Origin of the sequence: Minwuia sp. IMCC3060 (genome assembly GCF_029909435.1) — a bacterium.
Lineage (GTDB): Bacteria > Pseudomonadota > Alphaproteobacteria > Minwuiales > Minwuiaceae > Minwuia.
The window spans coordinates 2992236-3018997 of sequence record NZ_CP123782.1 but is presented as its reverse complement, the minus strand read 5'-3'; the positions used below and the strand labels follow the sequence as shown (position 1 = coordinate 3018997).

General features: G+C 64.5%; 31 protein-coding genes. 29 read left to right on the top strand and 2 right to left on the bottom strand.

From position 1 onward, the window contains the following. The first annotated feature begins 4 nt into the window (after positions 1-4). The 22 genes from rpsQ (at position 5) to QGV54_RS14095 (ending at position 15647) form a co-directional block, all read left to right on the top strand. A complete protein-coding gene (rpsQ, locus tag QGV54_RS14200) occupies positions 5-241 on the top strand; it encodes a 30S ribosomal protein S17 (protein ID WP_281016186.1) in 237 nt (78 codons plus the stop codon). A 45-nt stretch (positions 242-286) separates the two neighbouring features. Continuing rightward, a complete protein-coding gene (gene rplN / locus QGV54_RS14195) occupies positions 287-655 on the top strand; it encodes a 50S ribosomal protein L14 (protein WP_281016187.1) in 369 nt (122 codons plus the stop codon). Next, a complete protein-coding gene (rplX, locus tag QGV54_RS14190) occupies positions 655-978 on the top strand; it encodes a 50S ribosomal protein L24 (RefSeq protein WP_281016188.1) in 324 nt (107 codons plus the stop codon). Before rplN ends, rplX begins: the two co-directional genes overlap by 1 nt. 14 nt (positions 979-992) lie before the next feature. Continuing rightward, entirely contained in the window at positions 993-1544 is a 552-nt protein-coding gene (gene rplE, locus QGV54_RS14185; RefSeq protein ID WP_281016189.1) for a 50S ribosomal protein L5, read from the top strand. A 4-nt stretch (positions 1545-1548) separates the two neighbouring features. Further along, positions 1549-1854 carry a 30S ribosomal protein S14 gene (gene rpsN / locus QGV54_RS14180; RefSeq protein WP_281016190.1) on the top strand — a complete coding sequence of 102 codons (306 nt, stop codon included), beginning with the start codon at positions 1549-1551 and terminating at the stop codon, positions 1852-1854. Between the two features lie 12 nt (positions 1855-1866). After that, complete coding sequence (gene rpsH / locus QGV54_RS14175) at positions 1867-2265, top strand: 30S ribosomal protein S8 (protein ID WP_281016191.1); 399 nt, start codon at positions 1867-1869, stop codon at positions 2263-2265. 2 nt (positions 2266-2267) lie between these two features. Beyond that, entirely contained in the window at positions 2268-2801 is a 534-nt protein-coding gene (gene rplF / locus QGV54_RS14170; protein ID WP_281016192.1) for a 50S ribosomal protein L6, read from the top strand. A 12-nt stretch (positions 2802-2813) separates the two neighbouring features. After that, on the top strand, positions 2814-3182 hold the full coding sequence (gene rplR / locus QGV54_RS14165) for a 50S ribosomal protein L18 (protein WP_281016193.1): 369 nt from the start codon (positions 2814-2816) through the stop codon (positions 3180-3182). 14 nt (positions 3183-3196) lie between these two features. Continuing rightward, on the top strand, positions 3197-3751 hold the full coding sequence (gene rpsE, locus QGV54_RS14160; protein WP_281016194.1) for a 30S ribosomal protein S5: 555 nt from the start codon (positions 3197-3199) through the stop codon (positions 3749-3751). Positions 3752-3756: 5 nt separating this feature from the next. Further along, positions 3757-3948 carry a 50S ribosomal protein L30 gene (rpmD, locus tag QGV54_RS14155; RefSeq protein ID WP_281016195.1) on the top strand — a complete coding sequence of 64 codons (192 nt, stop codon included), beginning with the start codon at positions 3757-3759 and terminating at the stop codon, positions 3946-3948. Positions 3949-3994: 46 nt separating this feature from the next. After that, a complete protein-coding gene (gene rplO / locus QGV54_RS14150) occupies positions 3995-4528 on the top strand; it encodes a 50S ribosomal protein L15 (protein ID WP_348637602.1) in 534 nt (177 codons plus the stop codon). 107 nt (positions 4529-4635) lie between these two features. Beyond that, on the top strand, positions 4636-5979 hold the full coding sequence (secY, locus tag QGV54_RS14145) for a preprotein translocase subunit SecY (protein WP_281016196.1): 1344 nt from the start codon (positions 4636-4638) through the stop codon (positions 5977-5979). Further along, positions 5976-6545, top strand: coding sequence for an adenylate kinase (locus QGV54_RS14140; RefSeq protein WP_281016197.1), 570 nt, complete (start codon positions 5976-5978; stop codon positions 6543-6545). The genes secY and QGV54_RS14140 overlap by 4 nt, the downstream gene beginning before the upstream one ends. A gap of 147 nt (positions 6546-6692) precedes the next feature. After that, positions 6693-7061, top strand: coding sequence for a 30S ribosomal protein S13 (rpsM, locus tag QGV54_RS14135; protein ID WP_281016198.1), 369 nt, complete (start codon positions 6693-6695; stop codon positions 7059-7061). Between the two features lie 6 nt (positions 7062-7067). Beyond that, entirely contained in the window at positions 7068-7457 is a 390-nt protein-coding gene (gene rpsK, locus QGV54_RS14130) for a 30S ribosomal protein S11 (protein WP_281016199.1), read from the top strand. A gap of 105 nt (positions 7458-7562) precedes the next feature. Next, the gene (locus QGV54_RS14125; RefSeq protein WP_348637603.1) at positions 7563-8576 is read left to right on the top strand and encodes a DNA-directed RNA polymerase subunit alpha; all 1014 of its coding nucleotides are present in this window, start codon (positions 7563-7565) and stop codon (positions 8574-8576) included. 43 nt (positions 8577-8619) lie between these two features. After that, complete coding sequence (gene rplQ, locus QGV54_RS14120; RefSeq protein ID WP_281016200.1) at positions 8620-9048, top strand: 50S ribosomal protein L17; 429 nt, start codon at positions 8620-8622, stop codon at positions 9046-9048. Positions 9049-9157: 109 nt separating this feature from the next. After that, positions 9158-10564, top strand: coding sequence for a Do family serine endopeptidase (locus QGV54_RS14115; RefSeq protein WP_281016201.1), 1407 nt, complete (start codon positions 9158-9160; stop codon positions 10562-10564). Next, positions 10561-11877: a replication-associated recombination protein A gene (locus QGV54_RS14110; protein WP_281016202.1), complete on the top strand. Its 1317-nt coding sequence runs from the start codon at positions 10561-10563 to the stop codon at positions 11875-11877. The genes QGV54_RS14115 and QGV54_RS14110 overlap by 4 nt, the downstream gene beginning before the upstream one ends. Beyond that, positions 11874-12260, top strand: a complete 387-nt coding sequence (gene crcB / locus QGV54_RS14105) for a fluoride efflux transporter CrcB (RefSeq protein WP_281016203.1) — start codon at positions 11874-11876, stop codon at positions 12258-12260. The genes QGV54_RS14110 and crcB overlap by 4 nt, the downstream gene beginning before the upstream one ends. Further along, positions 12257-13243: an RluA family pseudouridine synthase gene (locus QGV54_RS14100; RefSeq protein ID WP_281016204.1), complete on the top strand. Its 987-nt coding sequence runs from the start codon at positions 12257-12259 to the stop codon at positions 13241-13243. Before crcB ends, QGV54_RS14100 begins: the two co-directional genes overlap by 4 nt. Before the next feature lie 106 nt (positions 13244-13349). Next, complete coding sequence (locus QGV54_RS14095; protein ID WP_281016205.1) at positions 13350-15647, top strand: penicillin acylase family protein; 2298 nt, start codon at positions 13350-13352, stop codon at positions 15645-15647. 7 nt (positions 15648-15654) lie between these two features. On the opposite strand, the gene QGV54_RS14090 is transcribed toward QGV54_RS14095, so the two are convergent. Beyond that, entirely contained in the window at positions 15655-16506 is an 852-nt protein-coding gene (locus QGV54_RS14090) for a prephenate dehydratase (RefSeq protein ID WP_281016206.1), read from the bottom strand. Positions 16507-16599: 93 nt separating this feature from the next. Further along, entirely contained in the window at positions 16600-17343 is a 744-nt protein-coding gene (locus QGV54_RS14085) for a 3-deoxy-manno-octulosonate cytidylyltransferase (RefSeq protein ID WP_281016207.1), read from the bottom strand. Between the two features lie 181 nt (positions 17344-17524). Here QGV54_RS14085 and QGV54_RS14080 point away from each other — a divergent pair, with 181 nt between their 5' ends. From QGV54_RS14080 to QGV54_RS14050, 7 genes are all read left to right on the top strand, one after another. Further along, on the top strand, positions 17525-18064 hold the full coding sequence (locus QGV54_RS14080; protein ID WP_281016208.1) for a cytochrome c family protein: 540 nt from the start codon (positions 17525-17527) through the stop codon (positions 18062-18064). Next, entirely contained in the window at positions 18061-18858 is a 798-nt protein-coding gene (locus QGV54_RS14075; protein WP_281016209.1) for an inositol monophosphatase family protein, read from the top strand. Before QGV54_RS14080 ends, QGV54_RS14075 begins: the two co-directional genes overlap by 4 nt. A 99-nt stretch (positions 18859-18957) precedes the next feature. After that, entirely contained in the window at positions 18958-20799 is a 1842-nt protein-coding gene (locus QGV54_RS14070) for an extracellular solute-binding protein (RefSeq protein ID WP_281016210.1), read from the top strand. Positions 20800-20807: 8 nt separating this feature from the next. Next, a complete protein-coding gene (locus QGV54_RS14065; protein WP_281016211.1) occupies positions 20808-22655 on the top strand; it encodes an extracellular solute-binding protein in 1848 nt (615 codons plus the stop codon). A gap of 72 nt (positions 22656-22727) precedes the next feature. After that, on the top strand, positions 22728-23831 hold the full coding sequence (locus QGV54_RS14060) for a microcin C ABC transporter permease YejB (protein ID WP_281016212.1): 1104 nt from the start codon (positions 22728-22730) through the stop codon (positions 23829-23831). A 261-nt stretch (positions 23832-24092) separates the two neighbouring features. Beyond that, positions 24093-25121, top strand: coding sequence for an ABC transporter permease (locus tag QGV54_RS14055; RefSeq protein WP_281016213.1), 1029 nt, complete (start codon positions 24093-24095; stop codon positions 25119-25121). Beyond that, positions 25121-26761, top strand: a complete 1641-nt coding sequence (locus QGV54_RS14050; protein ID WP_281016214.1) for an ABC transporter ATP-binding protein — start codon at positions 25121-25123, stop codon at positions 26759-26761. Before QGV54_RS14055 ends, QGV54_RS14050 begins: the two co-directional genes overlap by 1 nt. Position 26762 lies beyond the last annotated feature (1 nt).

Below are 26762 nucleotides of genomic sequence, written 5' to 3'. Positions count from 1 at the left end.
GAACATGCCAAAGCGCATCATGCAGGGTGTGGTGGTAAGCGACGCAAACGACAAGACGGTCGTCGTCCGGGTCGAGCGTCGCGTGACCCATCCGCTCTACAAGAAGATCATCCGCATGAGCAAGAAGCTGCATGCGCATGACGCCGATAACCGTTGCAAGGCGGGTGAGACGGTGCGGGTACGTGAGTGCCGGCCGTTTTCGAAGCTCAAGCGTTGGGAAGTCTTGCACGAAGCCGAGTGACCAGCCGGTCACTGGGGTTCAGTTAGCCAAGGACAGGAGTAGTCCATGATTCAGATGCAAACCAACCTGGATGTCGCCGACAATTCCGGCGCCCGCCGGGTGCAGTGCATCAAGGTACTGGGTGGCGCGGCCCGCAAGGTTGCCGGGGTTGGCGATATCATCGTCGTCTCGGTGAAGGATGCGATTCCGCGCGGCCGTGTGAAAAAGGGTGACGTGATGCGTGCGGTGATCGTGCGTACCGCGAAGGAAGTCCGTCGCCCGGATGGAACCGCCATCCGCTTTGACCGCAATGCGGCCGTTCTGATCAACAAGCAGAACGAGCCGATCGGGACACGTATCTTTGGCCCGGTGACGCGCGAACTGCGCGGCAAGGGTTACATGAAGATCGTTTCCCTGGCGCCGGAGGTGATCTGATGGCCGAGAAGTTCAAGATCAAGAAGGGCGACAAGGTCGTCGTTCTGGCCGGCCGGGACAAGGGCCGTCGCGGCGAAGTCCTGCGGGTCCTCCGCGAGGACCGTCGGGCCGTTGTTTCCGGTGTCAACATGATCAAGCGGCATCAGAAGCCTGGTCAGGGCAACACCGGCGGCATCATCGAGCGTGAGGCCGCGGTTCACATTTCCAATCTCGCCCTCGAGGATCCCAAGGACGGCGCACCGACGCGCGTCGGATACCGGGTTCTCGATGACGGTCGCAAGGTGCGCTTCGCCCGGCGGTCCGGCGAAGTCATCGACGTCTGAGGAGGGGCAGTACAATGGCTCAGCCGAGGCTGAAGGAACAGTATCAGAGCGATATCCGGCCGGCACTGCGGTCGCGCTTTGAATACACCAACGAGATGCAGACCCCGAAACTCGACAAGATCGTCATCAATATCGGCGTGGGCGAGGCGGTCAGCGACTCGAAGAAGATCAATGCAGCGGTCAGCGAACTGGAGAAGATCTCCGGTCAGAAGGCCGTCGTGACCAAGGCGCGGAATTCCATCGCCGGCTTCAAGCTGCGCGAAGGCATGCCGATCGGCTGCAAGGTCACGCTGCGCGCGGACAGGATGTACGAATTCCTGGATCGCCTGATCACCATCGCCCTGCCCCGGGTCCGTGACTTCCGCGGTGTCAACCCGAACAGCTTTGACGGCAATGGCAACTATGCGATGGGCCTGAAGGAGCAGATCGTGTTCCCCGAGATCAGCTACGACGAGGTTGATGAAATTCGCGGGATGGACATCATCATCTGCACCACGGCCCGGACCGACGAAGAAGCCCGGGAGCTTCTCGCCGCGTTCAACATGCCGTTCCAGAAGAAGGACTGAATCCATGGCCAAGAAGAGTTCAGTCGAGAAGGAAAAGAGCCGCCGCAAGCTGGTGGCGAAGTATGCGGCCAAGCGGGAAACCCTGCGCCAGATGGCGAAGGATGAGTCCCTGTCGCAGGAGGAGCGGTTCGCCGCCCGCCTGAAGCTGGCCGAACTGCCGCGCAACAGTGCCGCAACCCGCGTGCACAACCGCTGCGGCGTCACCGGGCGTCCGAAAGGCTATTATCGGAAGCTCAACATGTCGCGTATCGCGCTTCGTGAGCTGGGGTCTGCTGGTCAGATCCCCGGTCTCGTGAAGTCGAGCTGGTAAGGGTAGCGAGATATGTCATTTTCGGATCCGATCGGGGACATGCTCACCCGTATCCGCAACGGGCAGATGGCGCGCAAGGGTGTCGTCCGCTCCCCCGCCTCCAAGTTCCGGGCCAACGTTCTCGAGGTCCTGAAGCGCGAAGGCTACATCCGTGACTGGCGGCGTGAGGACGGTGAGTCCGGTCACGGCGAGCTGGTCATCGAGCTGAAGTACTATGAGGGTGATCCGGTGATCAGCAAGATCCGCCGCGTATCGCGCCCCGGCCGCCGTGTCTATTCCGGTGTCGGTGACCTGACGAAGGTTGCCAACGGTCTCGGTATTTCGGTGCTGTCCACGCCCCGTGGCGTGCTTTCCGACGCGGAAGCACGGTCGGAGAACGTGGGCGGTGAAATCCTCTGCGAGGTATTCTGATCATGTCACGTATTGGCAAGAACCCTGTTCCGGTTCCGGCTGGCGTTGACGTCAAGCTGGAAGGCCGCGACATGAACGTGAAGGGAAAGCTGGGTCAGCTTTCCATGCGTTTCGTTGACGATGTCGATGTCGAGATGGCCGATGGCCAGATTACCGTGAAGCCTGTCGGCAACAGCAAGAAGGCCCGGATGATGTGGGGCATGCAGCGTACGCTGGCGGCCAACCTCGTCCAGGGCGTTTCCGAAGGCTTCGTCAGGGACCTGGAGATCACCGGTGTCGGTTATCGTGCGCAGGTGCAGGGCAAGGTGCTGAACCTGTCTCTGGGCTACAGCCACGATGTGCTGTACGACATCCCGGAAGGCATCGAGATCAAGTGCGAGAAGCCGACGTCCATCCGCGTGTCAGGTATCGACAAGCAGCGTGTGGGCCAGGTTGCCGCCGAAATTCGCGCCTGGCGCCCGCCGGAGCCCTACAAGGGCAAGGGTGTGCGTTACTCGGACGAGTATGTCGTCCGCAAGGAAGGCAAGAAGAAGTAAGGACGCCGTATCATGGGTTTCTACAAGCGCAAGACATCCGCGGAGAAGCGCCGCGAACGCGTCCGGGGGAAGATCCTGTCGGTGGCCAATGGCCGCCCGCGGCTCTCCATCCATCGGACTTCGAAGCACATCTATGCCCAGGTCATCGACGACAAGGCGGGGGTCACGCTGGCCGCTGCCGGTACCGTCGAGAAGGACCTGAGGGAGAAGGTGGGCAACACCTGCAACGTCGACGCCGCCGCCGAAGTCGGTCGTGTGGTCGCCGAACGTGCGGTTGCCGCCGGGGCGAAGGCTGTTGTCTTCGACCGTGGTGGGCTTCGCTATCATGGCCGCGTCAAGGCGCTGGCTGAAGCCGCCCGTGAGGGCGGTCTGGAATTCTAGGGAGTACGGAACGCATGGCCCGTCCCGATTTCAACGATCGTGACCGTGACAATGAATTCACGGACAAGCTGGTTCACATCAACCGCGTCGCCAAGGTGGTGAAGGGCGGTCGCCGGTTCGGCTTTGCCGCGCTGGTGGTTGTGGGCGACCAGAAAGGCCGCGTCGGCTTTGGCAAGGGCAAGGCCCGTGAAGTGCCGGAGGCGATTCGCAAGGCCACGGAAAGTGCCAAGCGCACCATGATCCGTGTGCCCCTGCGTGAGGGCCGGACGCTGCATCATGATGTGACGGGTCGCCACGGCGCCGGTCGTGTCGTGCTGCGTGCCGCCCCTGCCGGTACCGGTATCATCGCGGGTGGTCCGATGCGTGCGGTGTTCGAGAGCCTGGGTGTGCATGACGTCGTCACCAAGTCGATCGGCACCTCCAACCCCTACAACATGATCCGCGCGACGTTCGATGCGCTGGCGCACATCAACTCGCCGAAGCGGATTGCCGCGAAGCGTGGCCGCAAGGTCGGTGACATTGTCGGTCGTCGTGACGATGCCGCCGCTGCCGCCGCCGCGCAGGAGTGACAGCCATGAGCAACGCGAAGATCAAGGTCACCCAGACCGGCAGCCCGATCGGGCGGCCGAAGGACCAGCGCGCAACGCTGGTCGGCCTGGGGCTGAACAAGATGCACCGTTCGCGCGTTCTGGACGATACGCCGTCCATTCGCGGCATGGTGAACAAGGTACATCACCTGGTGAAGGTGGAGCAGGTCGACGCCTGATCAGGCGGACCGACCGGCACAAGCAGGATAGAAGGACAGGCATCGCATGCGCCTCAATGACATTACGGACAACGAAGGTTCGGCCCGTCCGCGCAAGCGCGTGGGCCGCGGCATGGCGTCCGGCACCGGCAAGACCGCCGGCAAGGGCATGAAGGGTCAGAAGTCGCGCTCCGGCGTGGCGATCAAGGGCTTCGAAGGCGGTCAGATGCCGCTGCATCGGCGTCTGCCGAAGCGCGGCTTCAACAGCCTGAAGTCCTCCGACTTCGCCGAGGTCAATCTCGGTCGCCTGCAGCAGGCGGTCGACGCGGGCAAGCTGGAGGCCGGCGCGAGCGTCGATGCCGCCGCGCTGATTGCCGCCGGTGTCATCCGTCGCGAAGGCGATGGTGTGCGTCTGCTGGGCAACGGCGAACTGACCGTTGCGCTGAACCTGACGGTGGCCGGTGCCTCAGCCGGTGCGGTTGCCGCGGTCGAGAAGGCTGGCGGTTCCGTGACCCAGACCAAGGCACGCACCGAGGCCGATGAGGCCGCGCGGGCTGCCAAGACCGAACGCCGCAAGGCACGGTCCGCAAAGAAAAAGTGATCGACGCCGGGGTGGCATTCATGCGACTGCCGCCCGATCTGGAGATGATCCGGCAAGTCTGAACGGGCGGCGCCTGACCGGGACCGCCCATCTATCGAGGTGAAGCAATGGCGTCAGCCGCCGAACAACTCGCGGCCAATGTTAACTGGAGTGCCTTCGCGAAAGCGACGGAACTCCAGAAGCGTCTGTGGTTTACCCTCGGTGCGCTGATTGTCTTCCGCCTTGGCACCTATATCCCGGTGCCGGGTGTCGATCCGGCGATCATGCGTGACGTGTTCGAACAGAACGCCAATGGCGTGTTCGGCATGTTCAATGTCTTTGCCGGTGGCGCGCTCGAGCGCATGACGATCTTCGCGCTGAACGTCATGCCCTACATCTCCGCCTCGATCATCATGCAGCTGATGACCACGATCTCTCCCACTGTCGAACAGTGGAAGAAGGAGGGGGAGCAGGGCCGCAAGAAGATCAACCAGTATACCCGCTACGGCACCGTGATCCTGGCGGCCTTCCAGGCCTATGGTATCTCGATCGGTCTCGAGGGGCTGGAGGGATCGGGCGGCAATGCGGTGCATTCGCCAGGCGCCTTCTTCCGTTTCACCACAGTGGTGACGCTGACCGGCGGCACCATGTTCCTGATGTGGCTGGGTGAGCAGATCACCTCGCGCGGTGTCGGCAACGGTATTTCCCTGATCATCTTCGCCGGTATCGTCGCCGAGCTGCCGAGTGCGCTCGCCGGTACCCTGGAACTTGGCCGTCTGGGCACGCTGTCGACCGGTATCATCCTGTTCCTGATGATCCTGATCGTCGGCGTCATTGCCTTCATCGTCTACATGGAGCGGGCGCAGCGGAAGGTGCTGGTGCAGTACCCGAAGCGGCAGATGGGCAACCGCATGGTCGGTGGCGAGACCTCGCATCTGCCGCTGAAGCTGAACACTGCCGGTGTCATTCCGCCGATCTTCGCGTCGTCCCTGCTGCTGATGCCCGTTACCGTGGCGCAGTTCAGCCAGGGTCAGGGACCGGAATGGATGCAGACCATCGTGGCCATGCTCGGTCGCGGTCAGCCGCTCTATCTGGCGCTCTATATCGGCGGCATCATCTTCTTCTGCTTCTTCTATACGTCGGTTGTCTTCAACCCGACCGACACAGCGGACAACCTGAAGAAGAATGGCGGCTTCGTGCCCGGCATCCGGCCGGGGCAGCGTACCGCGGAACATCTCGACTACATCCTGACCCGTATCACGGTGATCGGTGCGGCCTATCTGACGGCGGTCTGTCTGCTGCCCGAACTGCTGATCAGCCAGTGGGGCGTGCCCTTCTATTTCGGCGGCACGTCGCTGCTGATCGTTGTGTCGGTGACCATGGATACGGTCGGACAGGTGCAGAGCCATCTGCTGGCGCACCAGTATGAAGGGCTGATCAAGAAGTCTCGCCTGCGGGGAGGGCGCCGATGAACATCATTCTTTTCGGTCCGCCGGGCGCGGGCAAGGGCACCCAGGCGGAGTTCATCGTGAACCGCTTTCAGGTGGTCCAGCTTTCGACGGGCGACATGCTGCGCGCGGCGGTGAGCCAGGGAACGGAACTCGGCAAGATGGCCAAGGCTGTCATGGATGCCGGCGATCTGGTCGATGACGCGATCATCCTGGGCATCATCGGTGACCGGATCGCGGAACCCGACTGTGCCAAGGGCTTCATCCTCGACGGCTTTCCGCGCACGCTGCCGCAGGCCGAAGGGCTGGACAGCATGCTGGCCGAGAAAGGCCTGAAGCTGGATGCGGTGATCGAAGTCCGTGTGCCGGATGAGGAGCTGTTCTCCCGGATCGAGAAACGTGCGGCGGAGACGGGCGGTGCCCGGGCCGACGACAATGCGGAGACGCTGAAGAAGCGTCTGGAAGTCTATCATTCACAGACCGCACCGGTGCTGCCCTACTACCAGGACAAGGGCATGCTCAAGACGGTGGACGGCCTGCAGGCGATCGAGGCGGTGACCGCCGAGATCATGTCGATCCTGGAGGGTTGAGAACTTAGTACGAGAGGCTGAGAGACCGCTGGTTTGGGGTGGTTGACGGGCACGGTTCGATACGTATAATCGCGCGCCTTCAACAGATCATCGTCCCTTGACGGTTTTTCCGCGGTCCTTTCGGCTTGCGTTATGAGGAGATTGCGCGTGGCGCGTATTGCTGGTGTGAATATCCCGACCTCGAAAAGGGCGGAAATCGGACTGACCTACATTCACGGAATCGGGCGCACCAAGGCGCGCGAGATCTGCGAGGCGGTCGGCATCGCGCGGGAGCGCCGCGTGAACGAGCTGACCGAGGCGGAGGTCATCCAGATCCGCGAAGTGATCGAGAGCGGTCATCTGGTGGAAGGTGATCTGCGGCGCGAAGTCGCCATGAACATCAAGCGCCTGATGGATCTGAAGTGTTATCGCGGTCTGCGCCATCGCCGGGGTCTCCCGGTTCGTGGTCAGCGGACTCACACCAATGCACGTACCCGCAAGGGCCCCGCAAAGGCCATTGCCGGCAAGAAAAAGTAGGGAACGATGGCGAAGAAAGAGACACGGGTCCGCCGTCGCGAGCGGAAGAACATCACCAATGGCGTCGCGCACGTCCAGGCGACGTTCAACAACACCATGATCACCATCACCGACGTGCAGGGGAACGCGATTTCGTGGTCCTCCGCCGGCATGATGGGATTCAAGGGGTCACGCAAGTCCACGCCTTACGCTGCCCAGATGGCGGCCGAGGATGCGGGCAAGAAGGCGCAGGAACACGGCGTGAAGACGCTGGAAGTCAAGGTTCGGGGTCCGGGATCGGGTCGTGAGTCGGCCCTGCGCGCGCTTCAGGCCACCGGGTTCAACGTGACGTCGATCCGTGACGTGACGTCCATCCCGCACAATGGCTGCCGTCCGAAGAAGCGTCGTCGCGTCTGAGTACCTGTCCAGGCTGTCATCCTGACAGCGTGGGCGCATGTGAGGCCCGGGACACCCTGTGGTGCCCGGGTGCTGCCATGCTGAACGAACAATGAGGTCCGCGAAGTGATCCAGCGCAACTGGAAAGAGTTGATCAAGCCCGAAAAGCTCGAGATCAACGCAGAAGATCCCAAGCGCAAGGCGACTGTCGTGGCGGAACCGCTGGAGCGCGGTTTCGGCATGACGCTCGGCAATGCGCTGCGTCGTGTGCTGCTGTCCAGTCTCCAGGGCGCTGCCGTCACGGCGATCCACATCGACAATGTGCTGCACGAATTCTCCTCCATCGAGGGCGTGCGCGAGGATGTCACCGACATCGTGCTGAACGTGAAGCAGCTCGCCATCGCCATGCATGGCGAGGGGCCGAAGCGGATCACGCTGCGCGCGACCGGGCCGGGTGCCGTTACCGCCGGTCAGATCGAGACCGGGCATGACATCGATGTGCTGAACCCCGATCTGGTGCTGATGCATCTGGACGATGGTGCCAGCATCAACATCGAGATGACGGTGAACAACGGCAAGGGCTACGTTCCGGCCAGCGCCAACCGTCCGGAAGATGCGCCGATCGGTCTGATTCCGGTGGATGCGCTCTATTCGCCGATCCGCAAGGTCGCCTATCGCGTCGAGAACACGCGTGAGGGCCAGGTGCTGGATTACGACAAGCTCAGCATGGATATCCTGACCAACGGTGCCATCAGCCCCGAGGATGCCGTGGCCTATGCCGCGCGGATCCTGCAGGACCAGCTGCAGCTCTTCATCAATTTCGAGGAGCCGAAGCGGGAGCAGGTCGAGGAGCGCTCGGGCGAGCCGGAGATCAACCGCAACCTGCTGCGGAAGGTCGACGAGCTGGAGCTCTCGGTGCGTTCGGCCAATTGCCTGAAGAACGACAACATCGTCTATATCGGCGATCTGATCCAGAAGACGGAAGCGGAGATGCTCCGTACCCCGAACTTCGGTCGGAAGTCGCTGAACGAGATCAAGGAAGTGCTCGGTCAGATGGGCCTGCGCCTCGGCATGGAAGTGCCGGGCTGGCCGCCGGACAATATCGAGGAAATGGCCAAGCGGCTCGAAGACCACTACTGAGGCGGACCTCCGGTCGGCTTCCTTTGAAGAAGGTTTCCAAATCATGCGTCATCGCAACAAGGGGCGTCGGTTCAACCGCTCCAGCTCGCATCGGAAAGCGATGCTGTCGAACCTCTGCAACGCGCTGATCAAGCACGAGCAGATAAAGACCACACTGCCGAAGGCGAAGGACCTGCGTCCGGTTGTCGAGAAGCTGGTGACCCTGGCCAAGCGGGGTGGTCTGCACGCCCGCCGTCAGGCCTATGCCCAACTGCCGGAAGAGAAGGTGGTGGCGAAGCTGTTCGACGAGCTGGCCGGTCGCTACGCGGATCGTTCGGGCGGTTACACCCGCATCATCAAGGCCGGTTTCCGTTATGGCGACGCCGCGCCGATGGCGATCATCGAATTCGTTGACCGTGACACGGACGCCAAGGGCACGGACAGTGGTCCGGTCCAGGGTGACGACGAGGATGATTTCGAGGACGCCGCCTGATCAGGCCAGTCCGGTTCCGCAGACGCGGTGCCACTGAGATGTCAGAATGGGGCGGTCCGGTTGACGGATCGCCCCATTTTCGTTTCCACCAGCACGCTGGAGTCGATCCATGCGCAAGATCCTGTTCATGCCCCTGCTGGCTTTCGCGGTGACCGTGGCGGTCGCCTCGGCCTCCGCCCAGACGGTTCCGCAGGACCGTGCTGCGCTGACCCAGAGCTTCGCGCCGCTGGTGGAGCAGGTGGCACCGGCGGTGGTGAACATCTACGCCAAGCGCATGGTACGGCAGCGCGCCAATCCCCTGTTCGATGATCCCTTCTTTGGTCGTTTCTTCGGTGACGTGTTCCGGCGCAACCGCCCGAAGGAGGAACGCTCCCTCGGGTCCGGCGTGATCATGGATGGGGCGGGGCTGGTGGTGACCAACCATCATGTCGTGGCGGATGCGGAGGACATCACGGTTGTCCTCAACGACCGGCGGGAGTTCGAGGCACGGCTGGTGCTGTCGGACGAGGATACGGATCTCGCCGTGCTCTCGATCGAACCGGAGGGCGGAGATCTGCCGTTCCTGCGGGTGCGGTCGTCCGACACCATTCGGGTGGGCGATATCGTGCTGGCCATCGGCAATCCGTTCGGTGTCGGCCAGACCGTGACCAGCGGCATCATTTCCGGTCTGGCCCGCAGTCACGTGACCGATTCCGGTGGGCCGCAGTCATTCATCCAGACCGATGCGGCGGTCAATCCGGGCAATTCGGGCGGGGCGCTGGTCGGCATCGACGGGCTGCTGGTCGGGGTCAATACCGCGATCTTTTCCCGGTCGGGGGGCAGCCATGGTGTCGGCTTTGCCATTCCGGCCGACCTGGTGGCGGCGGTCGTTCAGGCCGCACGCAATGGCACGGGACTGGTGCGGGCGTGGGTCGGTATGGAAGGGCAGGATCTGACGGCTGACCTGGCCCAGGGCATCGGGCGGGCGAGGCCAGGCGGCGTGCTGGTCGCGGATCTCTATCCGGGCGGCGCGGCAGAGCGTGCCGGACTGCGTCAGGGCGACGTGGTGCTGCGGGTCGACGGGCGCGCGGTCCGTGATCCGGCAGAGATGCAGTTTCGCATCGCGACCCTGCCAATCGGGGGGGAGGTCGATCTGACGGTCTGGCGGCGTGGTGAGACACTGTCGCTTGCCCTGCCGCTGGAGGCCGCGCCGGAGGACCCGCCACGGGACGTCGTGGATCTGTCGGGCAGCCATCCGCTGCAGGGGGCGAAGGTAGGCAACATGTCGCCGGCCTTTGCGCTGGAACTGGATCTGGACCCGATGCAGCGCGGGGTGATCATCCTTGGCGTGCGCCGGGGTGCGCCCGTCTCGCGCTTCGACTTCCGGCCCGGCGATATCATCCGCAGTGTCAACGGACGGCCGGTCGAGCGCACCCGTGGACTGGACCGTCGGCTGGCCGACGAGCCGGAGCAATGGGTCATCGATGTCCTGCGCGCCGGTCGCGCCCATCAGGTCCGTGCCAGGCGGAATTCATGACCGGTTCCCTGTTCGAGGCGGCGGGCGTTGATGACGGCATTCCCCGACCCCTGGCAGACCGTCTGCGGCCGCAGTCGCTGGAACAGGTCGTAGGGCAGGATCATCTGCTGACGGGGGAGGGACCCATCGCCCGCATGGCCGCGCAGCGCCGTCCGGGGGCGGTGATTCTCTGGGGCCCGCCGGGAACCGGCAAGACCACCATCGCACGGCTGCTGGCCGGTTCGGTCGATATGGAGTTCGTGCAACTGTCCGCCGTGTTCTCTGGCGTCGCCGACCTGCGGAAGGCCTTTGATCAGGCGCGGGCCCGGCGCAGCGACGGACGCGGCACCCTGTTGTTCGTTGACGAGATCCATCGGTTCAACCGCGCGCAGCAGGACGGATTCCTGCCGGTGGTGGAGGACGGGACCATCGTGCTGATCGGCGCGACGACCGAGAATCCGTCGTTCGAGCTCAATCCCGCGCTGCTGTCGCGCTGTCAGGTGCTGGTATTGCGGCGGCATGATGATGCGGCGCTGGAGGCTTTGCTGACCCGGGCGGAAGCCCTGATGGAAGCGCCATTGCCACTCACCGCGGACGGGCGGCTGACACTGAAGGCCATGGCGGACGGAGATGGCCGCTATCTGCTCAACCTGGCGGAGGAACTCTACCGTCTGGCGCCCCCGTCACCGCTTGAACCGTCGGAACTGGCGGAGGCGCTGCAACGCCGCGCGCCGATCTACGACAAGGGGCAGGAGAGCCACTACAATCTGATCAGTGCCCTGCACAAGTCGCTGCGCGGGTCGGACTGCGACGCGGCGCTCTACTGGCTGGCGCGGATGCTGGCGGGGGGCGAGGACCCGCTGTTCATCGCCCGGCGTCTGGTCCGCTTCGCCTCGGAGGACATCGGGCTGGCGGATCCGGAGGCGCTGCACCAGGCGCTCGCCGCCAAGGCGGCCTATGATTTCGTCGGCTCGCCGGAGGGGGAACTGGCACTGGCGCAGGCGGTGCTCTACCTCGGTACGGCGCCGAAATCGAACGCCGCCTATGTCGCCATGAAACAGGCGCAGAAGGCCGCGCGCGCCACCGGCTCCCTGTCGCCGCCGATGCATATCCTGAACGCGCCGACGGGCATGATGAAGGATCTGGGGTATGGCAAGGGCTATGCCTATGACCATGATCAGGAAGACGGCTTCTCGGGTCAGAACTATTTCCCCGATGACATGCCGCGACAACAGTTCTACCAGCCTGTGGAACGCGGCTTCGAGCGCGAGGTGGGCAAGCGCCTGGCCTACTGGAACAGGATCCGTGACCGCCGCGCGGGGGAGAGTGAATGATGTCACCAGGCCTGATCGTCGCGATTGCGCTGGGTGGCGCGGTGGGGGCCGTGGTGCGCTACGGTGTGGTGCAGACCACGTTGCGGCTCTGGGGTACGGGTTTCCCGGTGGGCACGCTGGTGGTCAATATCGTCGGCAGTCTGGCGATGGGACTGGCCGTGGAATGGCTGACCGCACGCGGCATGTCCGATGCCTGGCGTGGATTTCTGACCGTTGGCCTGCTGGGCGCCCTGACCACCTTCTCCACCTTCTCGCTGGATGTGGCCCTGTTGCATGGGCGGGGTGAGATGGCGCTGGCGGCGCTGTATGTGATGCTGTCGGTGTGCCTGTCCGTGGGCGCGCTGTTTCTTGGATTGTGGCTTGGGCGGGGGATGTTTGCATGAGTGGTGTTCGCCATGAACGTGTGGGCCGTGACGAGGACGGCATGCGCATCGATCGCTGGTTCCGCAGCCGCTTCCCCGATGTGACCCAGGGACGGGTGCAGAAGATGCTGCGCAAGGGCGAGATCCGTCTCGACGGCGGACGGGTCAAGGCCGACACGCGGGTTGCCGCGGGACAGCAGGTGCGCGTGCCGCCACTGGCGCCCATGCCGCGTGCCGACCGCAAGCCACAGACCCGGCCCGTCACATGGACCGAGTCGGAAGCACGGGATCTGCAGAACCTGGTCATCTATCGCGACCGGGAGGTGCTGGTGATCAACAAGCCAGCCGGACTGGCCGTGCAGGGGGGCAGTGGCATCAGCCGTCATCTGGATGGCATGCTGCCCGCGCTGACCTTCGACGCCGACGAGACGCCGCGTCTGGTGCACCGGCTGGACCGGGATACCTCCGGCGTGCTGGTGCTGGCCCGTACCCGTCAGGCGGCGCAATGGCTGACCCGCGCCTTTCGCGACCGGGCCACCGTCAAGACCTACTGGGCCATCTGCATCGGCGCGCCACGACCTGCGGAGGGAACCATCGATCTGCCCCTGCTGAAGGAAGGGGGCAATTTCGGCGAACGGGTGGAGGCGGTGCCGGAGGGCGGGCAGCGTGCCATCACCCAGTACATGACTGTCGCACATGCCGCGAAACGTGCCGCCTGGCTGGCCATGCGCCCCGTGACCGGGCGGACGCATCAGCTTCGGGTCCACGCAACGGAGATCGGGCACCCGATCATCGGCGACGGCAAGTACGGCGGTGCCGATGCGCACCCAGGCGGCTTCGATGGCCAGCTTCATCTGCATGCCCGCCGACTGGAACTGCGACGCCCCGACGGGCGCATGCTGGACGTCACCGCCGATCCGTCACGGCACATGCTGAATGCCATGGATCTGCTGGGGTTCGACGTGAACGACATTGCCGCGGACATCATCTGGCCGGACGCCTGATTCCAAACCGTCACATGACCGTGTTAACGGATTGCTTGCCCCGGGAGTGGTCCAACCGGTCTCGGGCACTGTAGAAATTCCGTCTGAACTGCTGGAGTTGATCCTCATGCGTCGTCGCGGTTTCCTGATCGGAGCGCCCCTGGTTGCCGTCATGCTGCTGCTCACGGGATGCAGCCTGTTCACCTCCCTGCCCGAGAAGACCAGCACGGCGGAGCGGATTGCCGGTTTGCCTACTGCGGGCCTGGATCTGCAGCGGCCGGTGGAGGTGCGCTGGAACAGCCACATGGTGCCGTGGATCACGGCGGAGACCGATGATGACGCCGCCTATGCGCTGGGTCTGGTACACGCCCATCTCAGGCTCGGCCAGATGGAGATCGCGCGCAGGCTGGCCGCCGGTCGCCTGTCGGAGATCGGCGGCGTCCTGGCCGCCGACATCGACGAGACCATCCGCATCATTGGCTACTACCGGGGAACCCGGGAAGCCTTCGCGCAGTTGCCGGAACCGACCCGACGCTGGCTGCAGCGCTTCACGGACGGTATCAACGCCTATCTGGCTCAACTGACCGATCTGCCGCACGAATACAAGCTGTTCGCCTTCGAGCCGGAACCCTGGACTGTCTATGACGTGATGGCATTTGGTCGGCTCGCGGGGTCAGACGTGAACTGGCTCACGGGGATCGGCATGCTGGCTCTCAGCGACCGGCCCGACTGGCCCGATATCTGGGCGCAGGCGATGGCGTTCAACGGTGGTGCGGTGCCAAGCGTGGCGGTCGGTGGCGCGGCGGAGGAACGGCAGAATGCGGCGCGTCTGGCAACGATGCTGGACATGATCGGTGCCCATGCCCGCAGCGGCTCCAATGCCTGGGCCGTCAGCGGTGAGAGATCGGCAAGTGGCAAGCCTGTGCTGGCCACCGATCCCCATCTGGGTATCCTTGCCCCGAACGTCTGGATTCTGGCCGGGCTCAAGTCGCCGGGTCATGAGGTCGTGGGCATGATGCCCGCCGGCCTGCCGGTATTCGGGCTGGGACGCAGCCAGCATCTTGCGTGGGGCGCGACCAACCTGCGTGCCCGATCCAGTGATCTGGTTGATGTGACCGACCTGCCGGATAGTGCCTACGGGATCGAGCAGGAAACGGTCAGGATCCGCTTCGGCTTCGACCGTGATGTGGAGCGCAGGGTCTCGCCCTATGGTCCCCTGATCACCGACAGCCCGCTGGTGAACGATCCGAAGGGGCGCCGTATTGCCCTGCGCTGGATCGGGCATCTGCCGTCCGATGAACTGACGGCCTACATCGCTGGCGCACAGGCGACCAGCATCGCGGAGTTCCGTGCGGCCTTTGCCGACTATGCGGTACCTGGCCTGGCCTTCGTGGTGGCCTCGGCCGATGGCGACATTGCGATAGGTACCGCGGCCAGACTGCCGGTCCGCCCGCTGGACATACCGCGCGACCTGGTGCTGCCCGTTCCGGTCGAAGGGGCGGACCCCTGGGACCGCGTGCTCGGGGCCGCCGACCTGCCGTGGATCGTCAATCCGGCCCGGGGCTATGTTGCCTCCGCCAACAATCCGACCGCGATTGCCTCCATTCCCCTGACCATGTTCGATACGCCGCCTGACCGGATCACCCGGCTGAACGCGCGTCTGGCCGCCGCGACAGCCGTCGATCGCGACTTCATGGCGGAACTGCAGCGCGATACCTATTCCATGTCGGCGGTATTCCTGCGCGATGCCATCGTGGAGGCCGCCCTGGCGGCTGGCATGGCCGAGCAACTGCCGGCGCGGATGGTTGCCTGGGATGGTCAGTACACGGTGGATTCCGAGGGCGCGCTGCTGTTGGAGGCGATGCAGGCGACCCTGGCCCCGAACGTCTATGACACGCTGGATGAAGCGGACGTCTTCGATGTGGTCAGCCGCTGGTCCTGGTTCCGCTACAAGCTGGCGGCGGACATTCGCCGCCTTTCAGCGGAACAGGTTCGGGCCATCATGCCCGCGGCACTGGACGCCGCCGCGAAGGCGGATACGGAATTCGGTGAGTGGGGACAGATGCATCGCCTGCAACTGCGTCATCCGCTGGCCAATGCACCGGTGCTTGGCGGTCGCTATGTCTTTGCCGACGTGCCCTCCGGCGGATCGAACGAGACAGTCATGAAGTCGGCGCACAGTCCGACGACCGAACGCCATCCGGCGAGCTATGGCAGCCAGGCGCGACAGATCAACGACATGGCGGATCCGGACGCGAACTGGTTCGTGCTTCTGGGGGGTCAGGATGGCTGGATGAATGCGGAAGCCTTCGCCGACCAGTTGCCGCTCTGGCAGCGGGGCGAGTACATCCGGATCCCGTTGACCCGTCCGGCGGTGGAGGCCGATTTCGACCGGGTCACCGTGCTGCGCCCGTCCAGCCGGTAAGCGCGCGTCACCCGATCCGTCGGAACGGGTGGGCGCGGTAGACGCCGAGTTCGCGCACGGTGGTCGAGTAGTAGCGCAGTTCGTCCAGGGCCCGGGCGACGGCAACGTCCGAGACATGTCCCTCGATCTCCGCGTAGAACTGCGCCACCGTGAAGCTCATGTCGGTGATGTAGCTCTCCAGCTTCACCACATTGATGCCATTGGTCGCAAAGCCGCCCAGTCCCTTGTAGAGCGCGGCGGGCACGCTGCGCACCTGGAACACCAGGCTGGTGATCGCGGGCTCGTCCGGCGGTGAATCCATGCGCTGGCGGGACATGATGACGAAACGGGTGGTATTGCCTATCCGGTCCTCGATGCGGCTGCGCAGCGGCTTCAGGCCGTAGATCTCGGCTGCCAGGGAGGAGGCGATGGCAGCTTCCTCGGGGTTGTTGCGTTCCGCCACTTCCTGCGCGGAACCGGCTGTGTCGGCGGCCACCACGGCTTCGATTCCCAGTTCACGGATGATGTCCCGGCACTGGGCCAGCGCCTGTTCGTGGCTGTAGACGCGCTTGACGCTCTCCAGCGTCGCGCCTTCCGGGGCCAGCAGCATGTGCTGCACGCTCTGGAAGTGTTCGCCGATGATGTAGAGGCCGGAGTTGGGCAGCAGGTGATGAATGTCGGCCACGCGCCCGCCCAGGCTGTTCTCGATCGGGATCATCCCGACATCGACCGTCCCGGACTTCACCGCGTCGAAGGCGGCGTCGAATGTCTTGCAGGCCACGGCCTCCGCATTCGGAAACACTTCCCGGCAGGCCAGGTTGGAATAGGCACCGGGGACGCCCTGGAAGGCGACCGTCTTGGGCGAAACCTGCATGTTCATGGGACTGTGTTTCCTGTCGGGTCGGGAAGTGATTCGGCTGGTCGGGGTGAGGGGGGTGAAACTCGGCTCGCGGTCCGGCCCGCGCGGCCGGTTTCAGGCGCGGCGGCTGGCAAACAGGGCCCGCATCCGCGCCAGATCCTCTGGTGTATCGACCCCGAACGGAATTGTCTGCACCCTTGCGGCATCAATGCGCATGCCGTTCTCAAGCGCCCGCAGCTGTTCCAGCTTCTCGCGCTGTTCCAGCGGGCTGGGCGGCAGGGCGACGAAACGCTGGAGTGCTGCCCTGCGGTAGGCATAGAGGCCGATGTGGTGCCAGTAGGGACCGTCGCCACCGGGCGCGCGCAGGCGCGTGAACCAGAGCGCGCGGGCAATGTCCTGCCCGGCATCGAAGGCTGTCACGACCTTCACGGCATTGGGGTCGTCCACCTCAGCCGGGTCATCGATCTCCGCCACCAGGGTGCCGATATCGACTGCGCTGTCCGCCTGCAGGGGCGCGAGCACGGCGCGGATGGTTTCGGCGTCCAGGGCCGGCAGATCGCCCTGCAGGTTGATGATCGCGTCGTGTGACCCGTCCGGGTCGGCACGGTTCAGGGCCTCGAAGATGCGGTCGGAGCCGGACGGGTGTGCCGGGTCGGTCAGCACCGCCGTACCGCCTGCGTCCTGCACGACGTCGCAGACTTCCCTTTCCGCCGCGGCCACCACCACGGGGCCCAGATCCGCCTCCTGCCCCCGGCGGAGAACCTGCACGATCATGGGCACGCCTTCGATCTCCGCCAGCGGTTTGCCGGGCAGACGGGTGGAGGCCATGCGGGCGGGTATGATCAGGATCGGGCGCATGGCATTGTCATCTTCCGGGTGGGGCCTAGGGTCTATGCGGCGTTTGACCGCATCATTCCGAGGGGGGGCGAAAGGGTATCACCAGACACGTATCGTTGTGGCCCTGCGAGGGGACGCACGATCACTGGCGCCGCCTGATTGGCATCCAGAAAACCGGAAGGATCGAGCCGTGAAATTCGACATGTTTGAGTTCAACAAGATTGCGGGCGCAGTCCTGTTCACCGTCCTGATCGGCTTTGGTGTGTCGGAGCTTTCCGGCATCCTGATCCACCCTGCCGGTCACAGCGACACTGTCGCCTATCCGGTCCCCGATATCCCGGAGAGTGGCGCGGTCGCTGCGGAAGCCGCTGACGAGCCTGCGGTATCCATCGGCACGCTGCTGGCCAGCGCCGACGCCGCCAAGGGCGAGAAGGTCTTCAAGAAGTGCGCCGCCTGCCACACCATCGACGATGGCGGTCCCAACAAGGTCGGCCCGAACCTGCATGGCATCCTGGACCGTGACATCGGTTCCATCGGCGGCTTTGCCTATTCGGCGGATCTGGCGGAGCTGGAAGGCAACTGGACCTATGAGTCGCTGAATGCGTTCCTGACCAAGCCGAAGGATTTCGCGTCCGGCACCAAGATGGCCTTCGCGGGCATCAAGAAGGATATCGATCGCGCCGACCTGATCCTCTACATGCGTGCGCAGGGTGACGCCGACACGCCGCTGCCGGCCGAGTGATCACGACATCTTCTCCGATACCGGTAGCTGACCCTGAACTGATCGCGTTCGCGCACGATCTTGCGGATCGTGCGGGCGCGGTCATCCGGCCGCTGTTTCGTCAGCCACTGGACGTCGACACCAAGTCCGATGCCAGCCCGGTGACGATTGCCGATCGCGGGGCCGAGGCGGCGATCCGGGAACTGATCAACGACCGCTACCCGGAGCATGGCATCCTGGGGGAGGAGTTCGGTGCGGAACGCGCGGACGCCGACTGGGTCTGGCATCTGGACCCGATCGACGGCACCAAGTCCTTCATCTGCGGCTCTGCCCAGTTCGCGACCCTGATCGCGCTGGCCTGGCGCGGGGAGCCGGTGATCGGCATCATCGACCAGCCGATCCAGCGGGAACGCTGGGTGGGGGTGACGGGCAAGCCGACCCTGTTCAACGGCAAGCCCGTGCAGACCCGCGAATGCGCCGGGATAGACCAGGCGACCTTCTTCTCCTGGGGCGCGGAATGTTTCGAAGGCGACCGCGGTGCCGCGCTCTGGCGGCTGGCGGAGGGGACTGCGCTGCGACGCTACAGCGCCGATGCCTATGCCTATGGTCTGCTGGCGCTGGGCTTCGTCGACATCGTGGCGGAGAACGACCTGAAGCCGCATGACTATCTGGCCCTTGCCCCCGTCGTGAATGGTGCCGGTGGCCGCATCACCGACTGGGAAGGCAACCCGATTCGGTTCGGAACCGGTGCCGAGACGGTGGCCGTCGGTGACCCCGCGCTGCATGCGGAAGTGATCGCCCGCCTGAAAGGTTGACGCGATCACGGTTGCGCGTCTTTCGCCCCGTGCCCAACTCTGGTCATAATGAAACGGCAAGCCGCTGTGACTGGCGTGAACAGATGGAGGATGATGCCGGTGAAGCTTTCGGGTTCGAAGACCATTCTGGGTGCCGTGCTGCTGCTGGCCGCGATCGGCATCAATGCCGGGTCTGCGCTGGCGGAGAATGTCGAGAAGACCCATGCACTGTCGCTGCTGGGCGAACCGCAGTATCCGCCGGGCTTCGATCATCTGAGCTTCGTGAACCCTGACGCGCCGAAGGGCGGCACGCTGCGTCTCAGTGCCTTCGGCGGCTTCGATTCCCTCAATCCCTACATTCCGAAGGGCAATGCGGCCAGTGCCGCCGCGCAGGCCATCGAGACCCTGATGGACACGCATCTGGGTGAGCCCTCCGCGGAGTACGGGCTGATCGCCGAAACGGTTGAAGTGCCGGAGGATGACTCCTGGGTCATCTTCAACCTGCGGGAGGAAGCGCGCTTCCACGACGGGTCGCCGATTACCGCCGAGGACGTGGTCTTCAGTTTCGAGCGGCTGCAGGAGGAAGGCGAGCCCTTCTACCGCTACTATTACCGCAACGTCGTCAGCCACGAGATCCTTGGTCCCCGTCGGGTGAAGTTCACCTTCTCCAGTGCCGGAAACCGGGAGCTGCCGCAGATCATGGGGCAGTTGCCGGTGATGTCGAAGGCCTGGTGGTCGACCCGCGAATTCGGGGCCACGACGCTGGAGGCCCCCATGGGGTCCGGCCCCTACCGCGTCTCCGAAGTGGAACCGAACCGCCGCGTCGTTCTGGAGCGGGTCCCCGACTACTGGGGCCGCGACCTGGGCTTGGCGAAGGGGCGCTACAACTTCGACCGTATCCAGTACGAATATTTCGCTGACCGCACCGCGCTGCTGGAGGCGTTCAAGGCCAATGTCTACGACTTCCGCTCGGAGAACAGCTCGAAGGACTGGGCCACGGGCTACGACTTCCCGGCCCGCAAGGACGGGCGCGTGAAGCTGGAACTGGTGCCCCACAATCGCCCCACCGGCATGCAGGGCTTCATCTACAACCTGCGCCGCCCGTTGTTTCAGGACCCGGCGCTGCGGCAGGCGCTGGCCTATGCCTTCGATTTCGAATGGGCCAACCAGAACCTGTTCTTCGGACAGTATACCCGCACCCAGAGCTTCTATTCGAACACGGAGCTTGCCTCGACCGGCCTGCCATCGCCGGAGGAACTGAAGCTGCTGGAGCCGCTGCGGGGCCAGATCCCGGATGCGGTCTTCACGGAAACCTACGAGGCCCCGTCGACCGAGGGGCGGGGCGGATTGCGCAGCAACCTGCGGGAGGCCAACCGGACCCTGAAACAGGCCGGCTACCTCATTCGCGACGGCAAGCTGATCGACCCGGCAACCGACGCGCCGGTGACCTTCGAGATCCTGCTGATCGATCCGGGTTTCGAGCGGATCGTGCTGCCCTTCACGCAGAACCTTGCCCGACTGGGTGTCGATGCAACGGTGCGTGTCATCGATTCGGCGCAGTACCAGAACCGGCTGCGCGCCTTCGAGTTCGACATGGTTGTCGGCACCTTGCCGCAATCGGCCAGTCCGGGAAATGAACAGCGGGATTTCTTCGGCTCTGCCGCGGCGGAGCGGGAAGGCAGCCGCAACCTGATGGGGCTGAAGTCGGAGGCGGTGGACAAGCTGATCGAGCATGTGATCTTCGCCGATAGCCGCGAATCCCTGATCACCGCCACCCGCGCCCTCGACCGTGTGCTGCTGCATTCGCATCTGGTGATCCCGCAATGGCATATCTCCGCCAGCCGGATCGCCTATTGGGACAAGTTCGGCAGGCCGGACACCAACCCGTCCTACGGTGTCGATATCTTCTCCTGGTGGGTGGACCCGGAGAAGGCAGCAAGGATCGGGGGCAAGGCACAGTGAGGTGCACCGTGAGGCGCACCGTGCCCGTACTGGCGGCATGCGCGCTGGCACTGCTGGTCCTGCTGCCGTGGGGGCAGGCGGTTTCCGAACCGCGTCACGGGATCTCCGTCTTCGGCAAGCTGAAGTACGGACCGGATTTCCGGCACTTCGACTGGGCCGATCCGGCGGCACCGAAGGGCGGACTCCTGCGCATCCGCGACCTCGGTACCTTCGACACGGTCAACCTCTACATCCTGAAGGGGCGGCGCCCGAGTGCCATCCAGCTGCACGAGATCCGGCTGCACGAGCGGCTGATGGTGCGGTCCTATGACGAGCCGGATGCGCATTATGCACTGGTGGCCAAGACCGTGGATGTGGCGGAAGACGGGCGGACAGCGACGTTTCAGCTCGACGCGCGGGCCCGGTTCCACGATGGCAGCCCGATCCGCGCCGAGGATGTTGTCTGGAGCCTGAACACGATCCGCGACAAGGGCCATCCGGTACTGCGCAGCGTCTTCGCCAAGGCGACGGCGGAAGTGCTTGCACCAGACAGGGTCCGTTTCAGTTTCGCACCGGGGGCGCCCCGCGACCTGGCGGTCCGCGTTGCAGGTGACCTGCCGATCCTTTCGGCGAACTACTACGCGACTCACGACTTCACCGAGACCACGCTGGATCCGCCGCTCGGCTCCGGTCCCTATCGGATCAGCAAGGTGCGTTCCGGCAGCAGCATCGAGGTGGAGCGTGTCGCGGACTACTGGGCTGCCGATCTGCCGGTCAATCGGGGCCTGTGGAACTTCGACACCATCCGCGTCGACTACTACCAGGACCGCACCTCCGCCCTGCTTGCCTTCTTTGCCGATGAATATGACTTCCGGGAGGAGTTCACGTCCAAGAGCTGGGCCACCGAATATGACGACAAGCAGCCGGTGCAGGACGGTCGGATCGAACGGCTGACCCTGTCCGACGGTCGCCCGTCGGGCGCGCAGGGCTGGTTCCTGAACCTGCGCCGCGACCGCTTCGCCGACCCGAGGGTGCGCAAGGCGCTGGACCTGGCGTTCGATTTCGAATGGACCAACAGGAACATCTTCTACGGCCTCTACAAGCGGACCGGGTCGGTGTTCGAGAATTCGGAACTGGCGCAGGACGGTCCGCCGTCGGCGGCGGAACTGGCCCTGCTGGAACCCCTGCGCGGGCAGGTGCCGGACGGCGTTTTCGGAGATGCCTATGCGAGTGCATCGACCGAGGCGAAGGGCGGTATCCGCGGACAGTTGCGCCAGGCCGGTCGTCTGCTGAAACAGGCCGGCTGGGAAATACGGGACGGGGTGCTGGTGGACGCGAAGGGGGAACCCTTCGCACTCGAATTCCTGATGTACCAGCCTTCCTTCGAGCGGGTGATCGGTCCCTACGTGAAGAATCTGGAGCGGCTGGGCATCCGCGCGACCATGCGCTTCGTCGATGCGGCGCAGTATGTGGAACGGGTGAAGGCCTTCGATTTCGATCTGGTCACGGCACGCTTTTCACCACCGGAGACGCCGGGGGCGGAACTCTACAGCTTCTGGGGCAGTGCTCAGACCGATGTGCCGGGCTCCAACAACTACGCCGGAGTCAGGGACCCGGCGGTGGATGCCCTGATCGAGGATGTGCTGTCCGCGCCTGACCGCCCGGCCCTGCTGGCCGCGACACGGGCGCTGGACCGGGTGATCATGTGGAACAGCTACATCATTCCCCAGTGGTACAAGGGGGAGCACAATCTGGCCTATTGGGACCGCTTCGGTCGCCCCGCCGCGCCGAAACCCGATTACCATCGCGGCGTGGTGAACAGCTGGTGGTTCGACGCCGACAGGGCCCGCCGGACCGGGGGCAGGAATGGCGGCTGACCTGCTATCCGCGAGAGCCATGTCTGACACTGCGCGTCTGGACCTGAACCGCCCGGCAGGAGCCGCCCGTCCATGATCGCCTATATCGTCCGCCGCCTGCTGTTGATGATCCCGACCCTGTTCGTGATCCTGCTGATCAATTTCGCCATCATCCAGTTCGCCCCCGGCGGACCCGTGGAGCAGGTGATCGCGGAGATTCAGGGAACGGCGGTCGGTGCGGGCGCAAGGCTGACGGGCTCGGGAGGTGGCGAGGTTTCGGGCGGCGGCCAGCCAGGTTCCGGCGTTCAGGACAGCAGCTATCGCGGCGCCCAGGGGCTGGACCCGGAATTCATCAAGGAACTGGAGGCCCAGTTCGGCTTCGACAAGCCGCTGCACGAACGCTTCCTGCAGATGGTCGGCAACTATCTGGTCTTCGATTTCGGCGAGAGCTATTTCCGTGACGAGACCGTGGTAAGTCTGGTGCTCGACAAGATGCCGGTGTCGATCTCGCTCGGCGTCTGGACGTTCCTGATCGCCTATCTGATCTCGATCCCGCTGGGCATCCGCAAGGCAGTGTCCGACGGCTCGCGCTTCGACATCTGGACCTCGACCGTCGTCATCATCGGCTATGCGATTCCGGCCTTCCTGTTCGCGGTGCTGCTGATCGTGCTCTTCGCGGGCGGATCGTACTGGCAGATCTTCCCGCTGCGCGGTCTGGTGTCTGAGAATTTCGCCGACCTGGCCTGGTACGAACAGGTGATCGACTATTTCTGGCACATCGCGCTGCCGGTGACGGCGCTGACCGTGGGTGCCTTCGCCAACCTGACGATGCTGACCAAGAACTCGTTCCTGGACCAGATCAACCTGCAATACGTGCAGACCGCGCGGGCCAAGGGCCTGACGGAGAATCGGGTGCTCTACGGCCATGTGTTCCGCAATGCGATGCTGATCGTCATCGCCGGTTTCCCGTCCGCCTTCATCGGCATGCTGTTCACCGGCACCTTCTTCATCGAGGTCTTCTTCAGTCTCGACGGGATCGGCAGGCTGGGCTTCGAGAGCATCGTCAACCGGGACTATCCGGTCGTCTTCGGCACGCTCTACGCCTTCACGCTGATGGGGCTGGTGATGACCCTGCTGCGCGACATCACCTACGCCTTCGTCGATCCACGCATTGATTTCGAGGGCCATGATGTCTGAGTCCGTCCGTATTCAGCCGGTGGAGCCTCTCTTCGGACACGGTCGCCCGCTTTCTTCCCCCCTTGCGGGGGAAGTGGCCGCGCAGCGGTCGATGGGGGGTGAAGCCGCAGGCTGCGGCACGGTGGATGGATCGTTGCGGTTCGGCCATGCCGACTCACCCCCATCCCGGCCTTCCCCCATCAAGGGGGAAGGGGAGTTCGGACTGTCCCGACGAATCGGTTCCCGCGTGCGACTGCCCGACCCGACCTCGGGGAGGGCGTCATGAAGATTTCTCCCCTCAACAAGCGACGGTTCCAGAACTTCCGGCGCAACCGGCGTGGCTATGTGGCGACGGTCCTGTTCTTCATGATCTTCACGGTCACGCTGTTCGCGGAACTGATCGCCAACGACAAGCCGCTGCTGCTGTCGCATGACGGCGAGCTCTATGTACCCTTCCTCGTTGCCTATCCGGAGACCCGGTTCGGCGGCGATTTCGAGACGGAGGCCGACTACCGCGACCCGTTCCTGGAGGAACTGATCGCGGAGAAGGACGGCTGGATGCTCTGGGCGCCGATCCGCTATTCCTACGACACCATCAACTATGATCTGCCGGTCCCGGCCCCTGCGCCACCATCGGCGGAGAACTGGCTGGGTACGGATGACCAGGGCCGCGACGTGCTGGCGCGCGTGATCTACGGCTATCGCCTGTCGGTACTGTTCGGGCTGATGCTGACGGTCCTTTCCAGCATCATCGGCGTCGCCGCCGGGGCCGTGCAGGGCTACTACGGCGGCTGGCTTGATCTGGTGGCGCAGCGTTTCATCGAGATCTGGGAGAGCATGCCGTTCTTCTTCATCATCCTGATCTTCTCGGCCCTGTTCGTGCCGGGATTCTGGACCCTGCTGAGCATATTGCTGATCTTCAGCTGGACCGCGCTGGTGGCGGTGGTGCGCGCCGAGTTCCTGCGGGCGCGGAATTTCGACTATGTGCAGGCGGCCAGGGCGCTGGGTGTCTCCAACGGTGTGATCATCTTCAAGCATCTGCTGCCCAATGCGATGGTTGCCACCATCACCTTCCTGCCCTTCGTGCTGACCGGCGGTATCACGGCGCTGACCGGTCTCGATACCCTGGGGCTCGGCCTGCCGCCCGGGTCGCCATCGCTGGGTGAACTGCTGGCACAGGGCAAGGCCAACCTGCAGGCCCCCTGGCTGGGCATCACCGCCTTCCTGGTGCTGTCGCTGATGCTGACCATGGCGATGTTCATGGCGGAAGCGGTGCGCGACGCCTTCGATCCGCGAAAGACGTTCAACTGATGGCGACGCAGGACAGATCAGACACCGCAGGACCGCTGCTGACGGTCGAGAGTCTGGCCGTCCGCTTCCATGCGGAGGGCGGGGATGTGGACGCCGTGCGCGGCGTCTCCTTCACCCTGGACCGGGGCGAGACCCTGGCCGTGGTGGGGGAGAGCGGCTCCGGCAAGTCGGTGACCGCGCTTTCGGTGATGCAGTTGCTGCCCTATCCCCGGGCCTCCCACCCCACCGGATCAATCCGGCTGGGATCGGACGAACTGGTGGGGGCGCCGGACGTCTTCATGCGCTCCATGCGCGGGCGACGCATCTCGATGATCTTCCAGGAGCCGCTTTCGGCCCTGAACCCGCTGCACAATGTCGAGAAGCAGGTGGCGGAGGTGCTGATCCAGCATCAGGGCATGACGAAGACGGCCGCGCGGGCGCGGGTGCTTGAACTGCTCGATCTCGTGGGCATTCCCGACCCCGAAAGCCGGCTGGACGACTACCCGCACCAGCTTTCGGGCGGGCAGCGGCAGCGTGTGATGATCGCGATGGCACTGGCCAACGAACCTGACCTGCTGATCGCCGATGAGCCGACGACGGCGCTTGATGTCACCATCCAGGCGCAGATCCTGGAGCTGCTGAAGGACCTGCAGCTGCGTCTGGGGATGGCCATCCTGTTCATCACCCATGATCTCGGCATCGTCCGGCGCATGGCCGACAGGGTTGCCGTCATGACACGGGGCGAGATCGTGGAGGCCGGTCCGACCGCGCAGGTCATGGACGATCCGCAGCATGACTACACGAAGATGTTGCTGGCGGCGGAGCCGAAGGGACGGCCCGAACGCTCCGGGGAAGTGCCGCCCCCGCTGCTCCGGACCGAGAACCTGAAGGTCTGGTTCCCGATCCGGCGTGGCGTCTTCCGCCGCACCGTCGGCCACGTGAAGGCGGTGGACGGCATCGACATAGACCTGGCAGAGGGCCGCACGGTCGGTGTGGTCGGCGAGTCCGGTTCCGGCAAGACCACGCTGGGGCAGGCCATCCTGCGTCTGATCCGCTCCGACGGCGCCATCAGCTTCGACGGGGAGCGTATCGACCAGCGAGGCTACAAGGCCATGCGCCCGCTGCGCCGCCAGATGCAGGTCGTGTTTCAGGACCCCTATGGTTCCCTCAGTCCGCGCCTTTCCGTCGGTGACATCATCGAGGAAGGGCTGCTGGTCCATGGACTGGTGGGAAAGGAAGCATCACGCCGCGACGTGATCGCCGCCGCGCTGGAGGAAGTCGGGCTGGAGGGGGCGATGCAGGACCGCTATCCGCACGAGTTCTCCGGCGGCCAGCGGCAGCGGATCGCCATCGCCCGCGCCATCGCCCTGAAACCGCGCTTCATCGTGCTGGATGAGCCGACCTCGGCGCTGGACATGTCGGTACAGGCGCAGATCGTCGATCTGCTGCGTGACCTGCAGGACCGCTACAACCTGGCCTACCTGTTCATCTCCCATGACCTGAAGGTCGTGCGTGCGCTCTCGGACGAGGTAGTGGTGATGAAGGACGGCAAGGTCGTCGAACGCGGCCCGGCGCAGCGCATCTTCGACAGTCCGGAGCAGGACTACACGAAGGCCCTGCTCGCCGCCGCCTTCGAACACCGGATGATCGGGGACGGGTAGC

What these genes read in the sequence shown, in the direction of transcription:
- rpsQ (WP_281016186.1), top strand. Translation starts at nt 5, where the DNA reads ATGCCAAAGCGCATCATGCAGGGTGTGGTGGTAAGCGACGCAAACGAC.
- rplN (WP_281016187.1), top strand. Translation starts at nt 287, where the DNA reads ATGATTCAGATGCAAACCAACCTGGATGTCGCCGACAATTCCGGCGCC.
- rplX (WP_281016188.1), top strand. Translation starts at nt 655, where the DNA reads ATGGCCGAGAAGTTCAAGATCAAGAAGGGCGACAAGGTCGTCGTTCTG.
- rplE (WP_281016189.1), top strand. Translation starts at nt 993, where the DNA reads ATGGCTCAGCCGAGGCTGAAGGAACAGTATCAGAGCGATATCCGGCCG.
- rpsN (WP_281016190.1), top strand. Translation starts at nt 1,549, where the DNA reads ATGGCCAAGAAGAGTTCAGTCGAGAAGGAAAAGAGCCGCCGCAAGCTG.
- rpsH (WP_281016191.1), top strand. Translation starts at nt 1,867, where the DNA reads ATGTCATTTTCGGATCCGATCGGGGACATGCTCACCCGTATCCGCAAC.
- rplF (WP_281016192.1), top strand. Translation starts at nt 2,268, where the DNA reads ATGTCACGTATTGGCAAGAACCCTGTTCCGGTTCCGGCTGGCGTTGAC.
- rplR (WP_281016193.1), top strand. Translation starts at nt 2,814, where the DNA reads ATGGGTTTCTACAAGCGCAAGACATCCGCGGAGAAGCGCCGCGAACGC.
- rpsE (WP_281016194.1), top strand. Translation starts at nt 3,197, where the DNA reads ATGGCCCGTCCCGATTTCAACGATCGTGACCGTGACAATGAATTCACG.
- rpmD (WP_281016195.1), top strand. Translation starts at nt 3,757, where the DNA reads ATGAGCAACGCGAAGATCAAGGTCACCCAGACCGGCAGCCCGATCGGG.
- rplO (WP_348637602.1), top strand. Translation starts at nt 3,995, where the DNA reads ATGCGCCTCAATGACATTACGGACAACGAAGGTTCGGCCCGTCCGCGC.
- secY (WP_281016196.1), top strand. Translation starts at nt 4,636, where the DNA reads ATGGCGTCAGCCGCCGAACAACTCGCGGCCAATGTTAACTGGAGTGCC.
- QGV54_RS14140 (WP_281016197.1), top strand. Translation starts at nt 5,976, where the DNA reads ATGAACATCATTCTTTTCGGTCCGCCGGGCGCGGGCAAGGGCACCCAG.
- rpsK (WP_281016199.1), top strand. Translation starts at nt 7,068, where the DNA reads ATGGCGAAGAAAGAGACACGGGTCCGCCGTCGCGAGCGGAAGAACATC.
- rplQ (WP_281016200.1), top strand. Translation starts at nt 8,620, where the DNA reads ATGCGTCATCGCAACAAGGGGCGTCGGTTCAACCGCTCCAGCTCGCAT.
- QGV54_RS14115 (WP_281016201.1), top strand. Translation starts at nt 9,158, where the DNA reads ATGCGCAAGATCCTGTTCATGCCCCTGCTGGCTTTCGCGGTGACCGTG.
- QGV54_RS14110 (WP_281016202.1), top strand. Translation starts at nt 10,561, where the DNA reads ATGACCGGTTCCCTGTTCGAGGCGGCGGGCGTTGATGACGGCATTCCC.
- crcB (WP_281016203.1), top strand. Translation starts at nt 11,874, where the DNA reads ATGATGTCACCAGGCCTGATCGTCGCGATTGCGCTGGGTGGCGCGGTG.
- QGV54_RS14100 (WP_281016204.1), top strand. Translation starts at nt 12,257, where the DNA reads ATGAGTGGTGTTCGCCATGAACGTGTGGGCCGTGACGAGGACGGCATG.
- QGV54_RS14095 (WP_281016205.1), top strand. Translation starts at nt 13,350, where the DNA reads ATGCGTCGTCGCGGTTTCCTGATCGGAGCGCCCCTGGTTGCCGTCATG.
- QGV54_RS14090 (WP_281016206.1), bottom strand. Translation starts at nt 16,506, where the DNA reads ATGAACATGCAGGTTTCGCCCAAGACGGTCGCCTTCCAGGGCGTCCCC.
- QGV54_RS14085 (WP_281016207.1), bottom strand. Translation starts at nt 17,343, where the DNA reads ATGCGCCCGATCCTGATCATACCCGCCCGCATGGCCTCCACCCGTCTG.
- QGV54_RS14080 (WP_281016208.1), top strand. Translation starts at nt 17,525, where the DNA reads ATGTTTGAGTTCAACAAGATTGCGGGCGCAGTCCTGTTCACCGTCCTG.
- QGV54_RS14060 (WP_281016212.1), top strand. Translation starts at nt 22,728, where the DNA reads ATGATCGCCTATATCGTCCGCCGCCTGCTGTTGATGATCCCGACCCTG.
- QGV54_RS14055 (WP_281016213.1), top strand. Translation starts at nt 24,093, where the DNA reads ATGAAGATTTCTCCCCTCAACAAGCGACGGTTCCAGAACTTCCGGCGC.
- QGV54_RS14050 (WP_281016214.1), top strand. Translation starts at nt 25,121, where the DNA reads ATGGCGACGCAGGACAGATCAGACACCGCAGGACCGCTGCTGACGGTC.